Source organism: Euzebyales bacterium, assembly GCA_035461305.1.
Lineage (GTDB): Bacteria > Actinomycetota > Nitriliruptoria > Euzebyales > JAHELV01 > JAHELV01.
This window is the reverse complement of record DATHVN010000025.1, coordinates 1-12,825: the sequence shown is the minus strand read 5'-3', so window position 1 is coordinate 12,825 and position 12,825 is coordinate 1. Positions and strand designations below refer to the sequence as shown.

General features: G+C 70.8%; 12 protein-coding genes. 3 read left to right on the top strand and 9 right to left on the bottom strand.

Features of this window, described 5'->3' with window-relative positions; all coding sequences use genetic code 11:
• Together VK923_02100 and VK923_02095 are read left to right on the top strand one after the other, a co-directional pair.
• Nucleotides 1-313: hypothetical protein (locus VK923_02100; GenBank protein ID HSJ43459.1), on the top strand; the 313-nt coding region annotated here is incomplete at its 5' end.
• Between the two features lie 186 nt (nucleotides 314-499).
• Nucleotides 500-2,017: an MFS transporter gene (locus VK923_02095; protein HSJ43458.1), complete on the top strand. Its 1,518-nt coding sequence runs from the start codon at nucleotides 500-502 to the stop codon at nucleotides 2,015-2,017.
• Nucleotides 2,018-2,029: 12 nt separating this feature from the next.
• On the opposite strand, the gene VK923_02090 is transcribed toward VK923_02095, so the two are convergent.
• From VK923_02090 to VK923_02060, 7 genes are all read right to left on the bottom strand, one after another.
• A complete protein-coding gene (locus tag VK923_02090; GenBank protein ID HSJ43457.1) occupies nucleotides 2,030-2,695 on the bottom strand; it encodes an HPP family protein in 666 nt (221 codons plus the stop codon).
• Between the two features lie 9 nt (nucleotides 2,696-2,704).
• Nucleotides 2,705-3,016: a DUF6755 family protein gene (locus VK923_02085; GenBank protein HSJ43456.1), complete on the bottom strand. Its 312-nt coding sequence runs from the start codon at nucleotides 3,014-3,016 to the stop codon at nucleotides 2,705-2,707.
• Complete coding sequence (locus tag VK923_02080; GenBank protein HSJ43455.1) at nucleotides 3,006-3,551, bottom strand: Rieske (2Fe-2S) protein; 546 nt, start codon at nucleotides 3,549-3,551, stop codon at nucleotides 3,006-3,008. Before VK923_02080 ends, VK923_02085 begins: the two co-directional genes overlap by 11 nt.
• The gene (locus VK923_02075; GenBank protein HSJ43454.1) at nucleotides 3,548-3,919 is read right to left on the bottom strand and encodes a 4Fe-4S dicluster domain-containing protein; all 372 of its coding nucleotides are present in this window, start codon (nucleotides 3,917-3,919) and stop codon (nucleotides 3,548-3,550) included. The genes VK923_02080 and VK923_02075 overlap by 4 nt, the downstream gene beginning before the upstream one ends.
• A gap of 193 nt (nucleotides 3,920-4,112) precedes the next feature.
• Nucleotides 4,113-4,454 carry a molybdopterin dinucleotide binding domain-containing protein gene (locus VK923_02070; GenBank protein ID HSJ43453.1) on the bottom strand — a complete coding sequence of 114 codons (342 nt, stop codon included), beginning with the start codon at nucleotides 4,452-4,454 and terminating at the stop codon, nucleotides 4,113-4,115.
• A gap of 50 nt (nucleotides 4,455-4,504) precedes the next feature.
• Nucleotides 4,505-6,304, bottom strand: coding sequence for a molybdopterin-dependent oxidoreductase (locus tag VK923_02065; protein HSJ43452.1), 1,800 nt, complete (start codon nucleotides 6,302-6,304; stop codon nucleotides 4,505-4,507).
• Nucleotides 6,305-6,321: 17 nt separating this feature from the next.
• On the bottom strand, nucleotides 6,322-7,464 hold the full coding sequence (locus VK923_02060; protein HSJ43451.1) for a hypothetical protein: 1,143 nt from the start codon (nucleotides 7,462-7,464) through the stop codon (nucleotides 6,322-6,324).
• A 151-nt stretch (nucleotides 7,465-7,615) separates the two neighbouring features.
• Here VK923_02060 and VK923_02055 point away from each other — a divergent pair, with 151 nt between their 5' ends.
• On the top strand, nucleotides 7,616-8,038 hold the full coding sequence (locus tag VK923_02055) for a cupin domain-containing protein (GenBank protein HSJ43450.1): 423 nt from the start codon (nucleotides 7,616-7,618) through the stop codon (nucleotides 8,036-8,038).
• 129 nt (nucleotides 8,039-8,167) lie between these two features.
• On the opposite strand, the gene VK923_02050 is transcribed toward VK923_02055, so the two are convergent.
• Nucleotides 8,168-11,149, bottom strand: a complete 2,982-nt coding sequence (locus VK923_02050) for a cyclic nucleotide-binding domain-containing protein (GenBank protein ID HSJ43449.1) — start codon at nucleotides 11,147-11,149, stop codon at nucleotides 8,168-8,170.
• A gap of 48 nt (nucleotides 11,150-11,197) precedes the next feature.
• Complete coding sequence (locus tag VK923_02045; GenBank protein HSJ43448.1) at nucleotides 11,198-12,001, bottom strand: adenylate/guanylate cyclase domain-containing protein; 804 nt, start codon at nucleotides 11,999-12,001, stop codon at nucleotides 11,198-11,200.
• Nucleotides 12,002-12,825: the final 824 nt, after the last annotated feature.

Genomic DNA, 12,825 nt, shown 5'->3' with positions numbered 1-12,825 from the left:
GACCGGTTCGGCGCTCGTGGGTGGGGTCGAGACGGTCCGCCACATCGACGCCGACGTTGCCGTCGTGCACGCCTTCGGGTCCGTGCTCATGCCGTGGCGTTCGAAGCTGCCGACGCGGCGCCTGTCACGCCAGACGCTGGTCGCGGTGCGGACTCACGAGGGCTGGCGGTTCACCGCCCTCCAGAACGCCCGGGTCCGCCCAATGCAGATCCCCGACACGACCTCGTTGCCAGCCAGGGCCTCGCGCGCGCTGACCCGACTCGCCCGGCTGTTCGGCATCGGCCAGCCTGCCGCCCCAGGAGGCCGCCGATGACCGGTCCGAGTCCGCGACCTGTCGGGCGAGCACGATGCCGACCCCGGTGCTCGGCGATCGATGCCGCCGCGATGGCGAGTTCGTCGTCATGTGCTCTCCCTGCTCGGCCGCGAGGTTTTCGCGGTAGCTGGGAATCTCGCGGCGGCGTTCTGCGCTGGACTGTGTGCACGATCCGGGAGCGCAGTCATGAGCGAGAGTGGTTCGCCGAGCGGCGGCGTCGCCGCACCCGAGCAGATCCGGTATGGCTCGACGCGGGGTTGGTGGGTGCTGGCCGCGACGATCGGCGGGTCATCGATCGCATTCCTCGACTCGACCGTGGTCAATGTGGCGCTCCCGGTGCTGGGGACGGAGTTGGGCGCCAACGTGTCCGGGCTCCAGTGGGTGCTCAACGGGTACATGCTCGCGCTCGCCTCGTTGATCCTGCTCGCCGGGTCGCTCGGTGACCGGTACGGGCGCCGGCGGGTGTTCATGATCGGCGTGGCCTGGTTCGCCGTCGCCTCAGTGCTGTGTGCGGTCGCGCAGGACGTTGGTCAGCTCGTGATCGCGCGGGTGCTGCAGGGGATCGGCGGGGCGCTGTTGACACCTGGGAGCCTTGCGCTCATCCAGGCGTCGTTCGTCGCCGACGATCGTGGCAAGGCGATCGGTGCGTGGTCGGGCATCGGTGCGCTGGCCGGCGCGTTGGGACCGTTCCTGGGCGGCATCCTGATCGACGGCATCGGCTGGCGGTCGGTGTTCCTGGTCAACGTGCCGCTATCGATCCTTGTCGTGCTGATCGCGGTGCGTCATGTCCCGGAGTCGCGCGACCCGGACAGCCCGGACACCCTCGACGTCGTTGGCGCCGTCGCCGGCGGCGTGGGTCTGGGTGGCGTCACCTACGCGCTGATCGAGGCGGGAAACAGCGGCCTGAGCACCGCCGTCGTGGCCGCCGCGCTCATCGGTGTCGTCGCACTGGTGGCGTTCGTGCTGATCGAACGAGGGTCGTCGCACCCGATGCTGCCGCTGGACATCTTCGCGTCCCGGCAGTTCACGTGGGCCAACGTGGTGACCTTCGCGGTCTATGGCGGTATGGGGGCGGTGTTCTTCCTGCTCGTGGTGCAGCTGCAGACGGTGCTGGGGTACACGGCACTGCAGGCTGGGGTGGCGTCGCTGCCGGTGACGGTCCTGCTGTTCGTGCTGTCGCCCCGCGCCGGCGCGCTCGCGCAGCGGATCGGGGCTCGCCTGCCGATGACGGTCGGTCCCGTGGTCGCCGGGTTGGGCATCACGCTGCTGTCGCGGGTGCAGGAGGGCGCGAGCTACCTCACCGGCGTGTTTCCCGCGATCGCGGTGTTCGGTGTCGGGCTGGGCATCGCGGTCGCGCCGTTGACCACGGCGGTGCTCGCCGCCGCCGAGGAACGTCACTCCGGTGTGGCGTCCGGTGTCAACAACGCCGTCGCGCGTTCCGCGCAGCTGCTTGCGGTGGCGGTTCTGCCGGTCGTGGTCGGGCTGACCGGTGACGCATACAACGATGCCGAGGTGTTCGCGCAGGGCTTCGCGGACGCCATGGTGATCTCGGGCGCGGCGGTCGCGAGCGGTGGGGTGCTAGCGTTCTTCGTCATCGACCGCACGTCCACGACTGATGCCGAGGCGCAGCCTCGGCAGGAGGTCGGCGCGCACTGCGACATGTGTGGCCCACCTCTGCGGCAACCCGCCTCCGCACGCAGGTGACGGCGCCGGCCTTCAGTCGCCGGTGGGCCGCGGTGCGGGACGTGGGGCCCACAGCGGGTAGCGGATGCCCGCGAGCCGGTTGATGACGAAGCCCTGCGCCACGAGGAGGACGACGGCGAGCATGAGGACCGCGAGTTGCGCCGGCTCACGCAGGATGCCCAGTGACACGATGAGGGTGGTCGCGCCGGCGGGTGGGTGCGGGACCTTCGCCCAGATCATGGCGCCGCTGGTGAGTCCCAACGACAGCGCGGCGGCGGTGACCCGCGCTGTCGTCACGCTGGTGGCCAGCGCAGGTGGGGCGTCGAGCAGACCGAAGAGCGCCAGTGCCAGGTAGCCGGCGGCGACGGCGATCAGGTGACCGAGGATCGTGTTGCGGGGCGAAGCCGCAGGTTGCACCGGTGTGTAGAAGAGCAGGAACGCGGTCGGGCCGAGCGACGGGAACACGAAGGGGGCGTCGGTCATCCACGCCGCCGCGGCCATCAGCCCGATCGAGATGAAGCCGTTGATCAGGGCGAACAGGCCGAGCACCGGCACCGAGGAGTGACGCTCGACGAGCGCAGGCAGCCGCATGCGGCGTGCGAGCCCGAACACGACCGCGGCCATGTCACCGCCGACGGGACCGGGTCGGCGGGGTCGCGTGGGGTACCGGTCCTGATTCGACGTGCCATCTCCATCCATCGACCCACCTCAGCGTTGGCGCGGACGACGCCGCGAGCGCGTCGGCAGCTCGACGCGGACGAGCGCGAGGGCGACCACGAAGGAGACGACCGAGAAGGTGGCGAGCAGCCATGCCTGTCCGGTGTGGCCCCCCAGGTAGGCCTCCAGACCCACGGTCAGCGCCCACAGCTGACCGAGGATGATCGTGAGCACGATCACGATCCGTGTGGTCAGCGCCGTGCGCACGCCCTCGTCGGTCTCGTCGGCGGGCCTGCCCGGCAGCGTGCGGGTCAGCCGTGTCTGAGCGGAGCGGGAGCGGACGTCCGTCGGTTCAGAGCGCATGGGCAGCCCCGCTGTGGCCGGCCTCGAACTGCCCGGGGTCCTCGCCGACGGCGACGATTGCGGCGCCGCGGCGTTCGAGCCGGATCCGGGGCAACGGGCGTTCGGGTGGTCCGGCGACCGGTGCACCGTCGGTGGGGTCGAACACGCCGTTGTGACACGGGCAGTACAAATCGGTCGTGCCTCGCTCCCACAGCACCTCGCACGCGAGGTGGGTGCAGATGACCGAGTAGGCGACGTAGACGTCGTCGTCGAGGCGCAGCAGCAGCGCCGGATCGCGGTCGTTGGGATAGGTGAAGCGGACCGCCCCGCCGACGGGGATGGCGTCGGCGTCGTCGGCGATGACCGTCTCGATCGTGGCGCCCGCGGTGCGTCGCTGGAACGCGCCGAGAGCGACCGCGACGTTGCCGGCGGCCAGCCCGCCGCTGAGCACGCCGAGGATCTTGAGGTACCCCCGGCGGGTCACCAGGGTGTCCGTCGTCAGGCGCGCGACGCGTTCGGCGACGAGCTCGGGATCGGGCGGGTCCGCACGGGTCATGCCGTTATCACCGGCAGCAGATCCGGCGCGTCGGCGGGCACCACCATCCAGTTGCCGGTCTGCAGGGCCTGCTCGCCGAACCCGAAGACGTCGATCACCTTGCGACTGGGCCGCTGCGCCTCCACCTCAGCGGCGGTGCCGTAGTACAGCGCGTCGGACGGGCACACCGTGGCGCACATCGGCCCGAGCCCCACCGACGTGCGGTCGTAGCACAGGTTGCACTTGTAGGCGAGCTGTTCGACGACGTCGAACTTGGGCACGCCCCATGGGCAGGCATGGACGCAGTTCGTGCAGCCGATGCACCGCGACACGTCCGGGGAGTGGACGACGCCGTCGTCGGTCTGGAGGATCGCGTCCACCGGGCACACCTGCGCCACGGCGCGACGGGGTCGGCGCAGTGCATGCACACCGTGGGCAGCGCCGCGGTCGACGTCCCGCGGTCGATGACGTCCAGGTTCATCATCGACTTGCCGCGGTGGCTGTCGCACTCGCGGCAGGCGGCGACGCACGCGCCGCAGCCGATGCACCGTGAGGGATCGACGAAGATCGACCGTTCCATCGTCATGCGTCGGACCCTTCGACGGGGACGGGTGGCGGGGGTACGGGGAAGGCGGGCTCCGCCGACCGCTCGATCTTGACGGCGCACGCCTTGTAGTTGGGGATGCCACTGGTGGGGTCGAAGCGCGAGATCGTGAGCTGGTTGCCCGCGATCGGCGGGGCCCAGTGGTACGGCACGAACACCGTGTCCGGCCGGATGGTGCGCACGACGCGGGCCGCCAGCACGGTCGTCCCCCGGCGCGTGGTCACGCGTACCGCATCGCCCTCGCTGATGCCGAGCGTGGCGGCGGTGTCGGGGTGCACCTCCACCCACGGGGCCGGCGACTGGTCGGTGAGGTATCCCAGGCGGCGGGTCTGGTTGCCCGACAGGTAGTGGGCGACGTCGCGCCCGGTGGTCAGCCGGTACGGGTACTCGTCGTCGGGTTCCTCGGCGGGTGGCTCGTAGGCGACCGCGTTGAAGCGCGCTCTGCCGTCGGGGAAGGCGAAGCGCAGGTCCTCGAACAGGCGCGGCGTGCCCGGGTGGTCCTCCCTCGGACAGGGCCAGGCGATGCCGGCCGGGTCGTCGAGCCGATCGTAGGTGATGCCGAAGTAGTCGGCGCGGCCCCCACGCGAGGCGTGCCGCAGCTCGTCGAACACCGCCTGCGGGCCGGCATAGGACCGCGCCCGAGTCGGTGGGCGATGTCGCAGATGATCTCGATGTCGGTGCGGGCCTCGCCGGGTGGGTCCACGGCCTTGTTGATCTTGAGCACCCGCGCGTCGCTGTTGGCGATGACGCCCTCGCTCTCGGCCCACGCCGCGCTGGGAAGAACGACGTCGGCGAGTAGCGCCGACTCCGACAGGAACAGGTCGCTGACCACGTACAGGTCGAGGCCCTCGAGGATCTTGTGCGTGCGCGCATGGTTCGGCCACGACACGATCGGGTTGGAGCAGAAGTTGAGGACGCCGCGGATCGTGCCTGCCTCCATGAGGTCCAGCTGGGCGAAGATCGGCACGCCCTTCTCCGGGATCTCCTTCGGTTCGACACCCCAGACCTGCGCCGTGTGCTCGATCGCGCCCGGATCGTCGAACTTGCGTTGGCCCGGCAGCTGATCGCACTTCTGGCCGTGCTCCCTGCCGCCCTGCCCGTTGCCCTGGCCGGTGATGGTGCCGTAGCCGGCGCCCGGCCGGCCGAGGTTGCCCGTCGCCAGGCACAGGTTGATGGCGGCCTGGACGTTGCGCGTGCCCATGACCTGGTGCTCCAGGCCGCGCGCGTGGTTGATCATCGCCTTGTCGGCCCGGCCGTACAGCCGCGCCGCTGTGACGATGTGGGAGGTGGGCACGCCGCAGACCACCGATGCGCGGCCCGGTGTCCAGTCGGCAACCGCTGCGGCCGCGTCGTCGAACCCCACGGTGTGCGCCTCGACGAACGCATGGTCGACGAGGTCCTCCGCGACGATCACGTGGAGCATCGCGTTGAGCAGTGCCCCGTCCGTCCCGGGGCGAACCGGCAGGTGCAACTGCGCCACACGTGCCAGTGTGGTCTCGCGCGGGTCGACGCAGATGAGCGTGCCGCCCCGATCGATCAGCGTCCAGAAGTGACGGATGAAGATCGGGAACGTCTCGGGCACGTTGGCGCCGATCAGCAGCGCCACGTCCGCGTCGGCCACGTCGCTGATCGGGTTCGCGGTGCGATCGATACCGAAGGCGGACATGTTGGCGGCGCCGGCCGACACCATGCACATGCGACCGTTGTAGTCGGTGTGCTTCGTGCCCAGTCCGATGCGTGCGAACTTGCCGAGCAGGTAGGTCTTCTCGGTCGTCATCGAGGCCCCGCCGTAGGTCGCCACAGCATCCGGGCCAGACTCCTCCTGGATGCGGCGGATGCCGGTGACGACACGATCCATCGCCTCGTCCCAGCCCGCCCGTCGCAGCCGGCCACCGTCGCGCACCAGCGGGTGCGTGAGACGGTCCGGGTGGGCGATCTGCTGGTAGGCGGCCACGCCCTTCGGGCACAGCTTGCCGCGGTTGTGTGTGTCCATGCGAGGCTCGACGCCGATGACCTCCCCACCGGCCACACGCAGGAACATCCCGCACTGCACGCCACAGAAGCTGCAGTGCGTCGGCACCCAGCGCTCGTCGGGCCTGTCGGTCTCCCAGTCACCGGCCGACGCCGCGCCCTGCTCGTGGAAGTCGGCAACCCCCGGAGGAGTGGGCATCGCGAACCTGCGTCGAGTCATCGCGCCGCCTCCGTGTCTGCGTTCGGCGACGCGAAGCTGCCGCCGTTGACGGCGAAGTAGGCCTGTCCCCGCACGACGCGCTTGCACCGGGGACACAGCTCCGTGAGGTGTCCCGCGTCGCCCTCGGCCGGCAGCCGGTAGTCCTGACCCAGCTCGTCGAGCGTCGCCTGCAGGTCCTCGACGAACATCGGTGGTGCCAGCGGCTGCCCGCACCGGCCGCAGGGCCGCCGGTCGCCTTGCGCATTGACCTCGCTGTAGAGCTGGATCCCGACGGACGCGGGCCGTTGGACGACGTGGAAGAACTTGCCGAACGGGATGAACACCAGCGACACGACCACCGAAGCCATGTGCAGGATCACGAGGAACCCGTAGTAGGCGCCTTCGAAGAAGACCGTCGATGCCGTCAGCAGCAGGCCGGTGACCGAGATGACCAGCAGCATGAGCAGCGGCACCATGTCGTAGCCGAGGCGCTGCGCAGCTGCCACGGCCCGGTCACGGAACCGCCGCCACAGGAAGATCGCACATCCGACGATGACCAGGACGGCCGTGTAGTCGAGCGCGTGGAACAACGACCACCCGACGAACGAGTCGGTGTGGAACGTGAATGTCGGTAGCCCGAACATCCACACGCGGTAGATGTCCTCCGTGCCGGCCTCCAGGAGGAACACCAGCCACCCGAAGACCAGGGGGAACGTGATGGCCGTCGCCCCCATCACACCCCAGAACAGGCACTGGTGGGCGATCCAGCGGACGACGCCGCGGCGGCGGATGAACCCCTGTCCTAGAAGTTGCCCGCCGATCGCGCGCGGCAGCAGATCGGGCAACTGCCGGAAGTTGTCGAACGAGGCGAACAGTCGCCAGCCACGGCGCCAGTACCGTCGGGTGGCGGGCATCCTCAGCCACCGCGCGTACCGTGCCACGATCGCGAACGTCAGCGCCGTGATGGCGACGGCGTAGCCCACCAGTGCCGAGTCGAAGTAGCGGAAGCCGAGCGAACCCGCCCAGATCGCCGCGATCAGGACGCCCGCGGCGAGCGCTCCGGCGACGGCGTCACGGGCTCCCCAGCCCGCTCGGTCGCCTGCCTCCGCTGGGTTGCCGATGCGGGCGCTCACCATGTCTCCTGGCGCTCTGGTACTCACCACACGCCTCGTTCTTATACCGAGGTTCGGCTTGTCGTGTCCACTGCTGTGAGTGGTCACTACGAGCGTGCCGGACCCGCTCAACGTCGCAAGCAGCTGCGGCATGCCACACAATGAAGGAGACAGGTGCTGCGAACAGTCTGGAGTCGTGATGTCGGGAGATGTCGGCGAGACGTCGAGCGGGCACGAAGAGCCGAACGGGGCGGTCAACCTGCAGCGTGCGGCAGCCGAGCTGCTGCAGACCGCGCAGGCCTCATCGGCCCGAAGAGCAGGGCGGACGCTGATCCCGGGCGCGGGCACACCACTGAAGCAGTCGCTGCTCGCGCTTCTCGCCGGCCAGTCCCTCTCCGATCACGAGAGCCCCGGTGCCGCGACGCTGCAAGTGGTCAGCGGTGTCGTGCGGTTGACGGCCGGTGGGCGGGACGCCATCGAACTGGGCCCCGGCGACCTCGTGGCCATCCCCGCGGCGCGGCACGGGCTCGACGCCGTCGAGGACGCCGTGGTCCTGCTCAGCGTCGGCGCCGCGTCAGCAGCGCGGTCGCCAGCACGCCCGCGACCCGGAGCACGTCCGTGATGGTGCTGTGCTCGTCGCTGCGACCGCGCGGAGCGCGGCCCAGCAGGCGGTAGCTGACCGACGGGTCGCTCTCCACGCGGCGGTGGGCTTCCCTTCACCGGACGGGCGCATGCTCATCCCGGCCCCCCGTCAGCTCGTACCGAGGCGCTCGGCGAGGGTCGCCAGCATCGCCATCGCGACCTCGGGCCTGTCGTCGATGATCGCCCGGAACGCCGTGGCATCCAGCGACAGGCCCTCCGTGCCACCGGCGTCGGCGATCACGTCGGCGACGCGTGGGCGACCGCGCAACAGGGACAGCTCGCCGACGTGGTCGCCCGGCCCGTACCGGCGCAGGACCTCGGTCGTCCCGTCGACCGTGCGGCTGATGCGCACCCGGCCGCGGGTCACGATGAGCATCTCGTCGCCGAGGTCACCCTGGCGGTAGATCACCTCGTCCAGCGCGTACGCGCGCTCGACGCAGTGCTCCGCGACGTGGTGCAGGTCCTCGGGCGGCAGGTCTGAGAACATCGGGACCTGCTGCAGCGCCAGGATCGTGTCGATGAGGTCGCCGGACCGACCGGACGGTGCCACGGTTGCCTCCTCGACGGCGCCCAGGGCGCCGGCGACCAGTGGCGAGCGGTCACGACGCGCGTGCTCGGACACCAGGGACCGTAGCGCGCTCATCTGGTCGACCGCGGCACGTACGGCCAGGGCGCGCAGCCACTCGTCGGGATCGTCGAGCACGCGCCACACCGTGATGTCGCCGGTCGGCGATCCGGCCACCGGCTCGTCCTCGAGCAGTGGGAGAACCCGCTGCGTCAGCGGCCGGCCGGCGAGGCTGTCGATGGCCTCGACGGCCTGGGCGCGCAAATGGGGGTCACCGGTGCGGACACCTCGTGTCAGCAGCTGCGCCGCCTCGCCGCCGGTGAGACCCTCGACGGCGGCGAGCACGCCGTGCAACGCCTGCCACTCGCGCTGGACGAGCACACGGTCGAGGTACGTCCGGCTCGGCGTCGGCACGGTGATGACCGACGGCAGCTCCGCACGGTAGCGGCGCACGGTCTCGGCACGGCGGGCCCGTTCGATTGCCCAGGCGATGACGGCGTCGTCGGCGGCCTGCTGGTCGCGCAACGCGCGCACCGCGGCGACCTGGGCGCGCTCCGACCCCTCCCGCAGCACCGCCGTGAGCGCCTCGATGCACTCGGTGCGGCCGCGGAGCAGATCGGCGACACCGTCGCGCACCTTCTGCCGCGGATCGTCGAGCAGTGGCAGCACCGCCACTGGGACGTCCGCGCGGGCGGCCAGCGCCGTCGCCGCCCGGAGCCGGACGTCCGATCGCTGGTCGGCGGTCAGCTGCTCGAGGATCGACCGCACCGGGGCCTCGGACCACTCGGTCGCGGCGTCGAGTGCGGCGAGCATGTCGCGCTGCACCGATGATCCGAGCAGATCGACCAGGACCCGCCGACCGTCGTCGCCACGGACCACGGTCGCGGCCGTGGCCCGCACGAGCGGATCCGGGTCGTGCAGCGCAGTTGTCGCTGCGACGTCGTCGCGCCTGGATCGGCCGACGGCCCGCAGGGCGGCACGCCGCACCCGCCCGTCCGCGTCATCAAGGGCCGCCGTCACTGCCGCCCCGGCGCGCGGGTCATCGAGCTCCGCCAGCTGGTCGATCGCCAGCGCCCGGACGTCAGGATCGTCATCGGTGGCCGCCTGCAGCAGCAGGTCGGGCGGTGGCACGTCGACGAGGCGCAGCAGCTGCACGGCCATCCGGCGCCGTGCGGGCTGCGCGTCGGTGATCGCCGCGTGCAGCGCACGCAGCGCGTCGCGTCCGGCGACGACGTGGCGCGGGCTGCGTGAGGCAACGCTGAACACGTCACCCAGGCCGGAGCGCAGCACGACGAGCAGATCGCCGACGTAGGCCGGACGCATCCGGCGCACGACCAGGGTCGTCGCCACTGCAGCAGCGGCGCCGAGCAGCGACAACCACCGGATCGGCAGATCGGCGATGCCCAGCGTCAGTGCCACGCCGGCGGCGACGACGCCGAGCTGGGTCGGCACGGCGGTGATGAACGCCATCACCTGCCCGCGCACCGGTGGTCGCACGACGTTGAACAACGCCTGCCACGCGGTGCCGCCGATGGCGTTGACGGCGATCCACTGCGCCCCGCGCACCAGCACTGCCGTGGTGAGGGTGAACGACACGGTCCACAACGCGAAGCCCAGGCCGTACACCACGGGCACGATCATCACGGCGCCGACGACGCCGAGGCCACGGAGCAGGCGGTTCGTCACGAAGAGCGACACGAGGAGGGAGGCCGCGGTCGACGCGGCGGAGAAGTAGCCGAGGAACGCCGCGACGGCGGCGTCGCCTTCGAAGCTGGCCGTGACGACCTCGGCGAACGGGACGACGACCAGGAAGAACAGCAGTGAGGAGCTGAACCCGGCGACCGCCGTCAGGCGGAACAACGGAGACCCATGGGTGGCCCGCAGGCCCGCGCGCAGCTCGTCGAGCGCGCCGGTCTTCGCCGTCGTCCGGCCCGTGAAGAACCGCGCGGCGACCTCGCGGACCAGGAACCCGACGCCGACCAGCAGCACGGCGTGGACCACGAGCAGGTTGGCCGTGCCGATGGTCGAGGCCAGCGGTCCGGTCAGCATGTTGCCAACGAAGCCACCGGTGATACCCGCGCTGGCCAGCAGCGGGAACAGGCGCTTGGCCTGCCGCGTGTCGCACGCGTCGCCGGCCGCACTCCACATCATCGTGAACGTCACGAGCACGACGACCTGTTCGGTCAGCCAGATGACGGCGTAGATCATGGGCCGGCCGGTCGTGACGGCGGCCCGCTCGATGAGCAGCACCACTGCCAGAGCCCACGCGACCGGTGGGAGCAGCCGCGCCAGTCCCACTCTGCTCATCGCGGCCGCGTAGCCGACGGTTGCGAGCATGATCGTGACGCCCGACAGGGCGATCATCGGCGGCAGCGCGTCGACGCCGAACCGAACGAACAGCAGCGCGTCACCGGTGTTCGAGCCGAGGCCGTGGCCGGCCTGCGTGGCGGCGAAGAGCGCGACCAGCCAGGTCAGCACCCCCACGTCGCCAGGACGGACGCCGAGCGCCTTGGCGATGCGGTTCACCCGGCACCGCCCGCACGCTGACCGGTGCCACCCGCATGCGTCACGGTGTCAGCCGGAGGTCGCGACCGTCAGCACCCGCACACCGACGGGTGTCGTGCGGCCCTTCAGCTCCAGACGGCGTGCGGGATGGCGGTGATCGTCGAGGCCCGCCGCAGCGTACGCGCCGTCGCTGACGAGCATCTCGCCCGGCCCCGCCAGCGAGACCAGGCGCGCGGCCACGTTGACCATGTCGCCGAGCGCCGAGATCGTCGTCATCCGCCCGGATGATCCGACGGCACCGACGAACGCGCGGCCTGCATGAACGCCCACACCGAGCGGCACGCCAAGGTGGTCGTCGTCGGCCGTGTCGCCGAACTCCAGGAGGCGTGCCCCCGCCTCGATCGCCCTGCGGACGTAATGCCTGCCGGCGAAGCCCGGCGCGAAGATCGCCGTGACCTCGTCGCCGATCAGCTTCTCGATCAGCGCGCCGGCGTCGACCAGCACATCCGTCGCGGCGCGGTAGAAGCGATCGATCACGGTCGAGAAGTCCCATGGCGTCAAGCCCTCGGCGAGCGTCGTCGAGCCGCGGATGTCGACGAACAGCATCGCCACGTCCGCCTCGGCGCCACCCGGATACTGGTCACCGAGCAGTTCGCAATCGTTGCAGAACCGGGGGTTGAGCGTCGAGGGCCTGATGCCCTTCACCGCGCGAACGAACGCCCCGCCGACGCCCGCGAATGGCGCGCGGCACAACTCGCACCGGGGATCCGCCGGCAACCGGCGCAGCACCCGGCGGTACGGCAGGAAGTGATCCCCGTGCTCGAGGATCCGACTCCATTCGGCGGAGTACACGTAGTCGGGTGACGGCGCCATCGCTACATCCCGCATCGCTCGGGCGGACCAGCCCCCGCGCAAGCGTAGCCGAGGTGTCAACGTCGGTGCATGACGCGCATGGTGGTCCGGTCACGAATCACCACCGACGCTGGTCGACATCCGCACCGGCCTCTCGGGATGGACGGCGACCTGTGTCAGCTGCCGCCGGATCCGTCGCTGTGGCCGTGACGTGGGCGACGCACAGCGATGGCCCACGAACGGTTCAGGTCGCGTGCCTCCAGCGGCGCTCCGAGCGTCTCCAGGGCGCCCTGGATGAGGCCCCACGCGCGTCCCGTGATGGCGTGCCGGGGTCGGCGCTGGTGCCGTCAGGTGGCTTGCCAGCATCTCCGCGAGCAGGCGGTAGCCGTTGATCGGTCGCGACGACGCCGCCGGTGGCCGCTCGGTAAGAGGTGGCGCGGCCTGCCCGGCGTGGTGCGATCCTCGGTGTGAGAGACCACGAGTCCCGCGTCCACGAGCACGGAGAGGTGCGCGCGGACCGTCGTCAGGTGCAGGCCCAGCTGGCGGGCGAGCTCGTGCGCGTCCAGTGGGTCGGTCGTTCCGCGCAGATCCGCATCAGGTGGGTGCGGTTCTCGTCGCCGAGCGCGCGGTGCATCCGGACGTCGGGGTCCAGCGTCGTCCCTTCACGCCAGGTTCTACGGTGCCGTGCGCTTGATAGTTCCGCTGTTCAATCTACCGTTCCGGATGGTCTCGCCCGTGGTGGTCCGCATCCTCGGTGCGCGGTACCGTGAGGGGGATGGGTGACGACGCCTGCTGGTTGGACAGTGTCTGCATGTCGTGTGGACGGTTCCTCGAGGCCGATGACG

Excerpts from the sequence above, each read along its gene's own strand:
- VK923_02065 (HSJ43452.1), bottom strand. The coding sequence starts at position 6,304 with ATGCCCACTCCTCCGGGGGTTGCCGACTTCCACGAGCAGGGCGCGGCG.
- VK923_02095 (HSJ43458.1), top strand. The coding sequence starts at position 500 with ATGAGCGAGAGTGGTTCGCCGAGCGGCGGCGTCGCCGCACCCGAGCAG.
- VK923_02085 (HSJ43456.1), bottom strand. The coding sequence starts at position 3,016 with ATGCGCTCTGAACCGACGGACGTCCGCTCCCGCTCCGCTCAGACACGG.
- VK923_02080 (HSJ43455.1), bottom strand. The coding sequence starts at position 3,551 with ATGACCCGTGCGGACCCGCCCGATCCCGAGCTCGTCGCCGAACGCGTC.
- VK923_02055 (HSJ43450.1), top strand. The coding sequence starts at position 7,616 with ATGTCGGGAGATGTCGGCGAGACGTCGAGCGGGCACGAAGAGCCGAAC.
- VK923_02090 (HSJ43457.1), bottom strand. The coding sequence starts at position 2,695 with ATGGATGGAGATGGCACGTCGAATCAGGACCGGTACCCCACGCGACCC.
- VK923_02045 (HSJ43448.1), bottom strand. The coding sequence starts at position 12,001 with ATGGCGCCGTCACCCGACTACGTGTACTCCGCCGAATGGAGTCGGATC.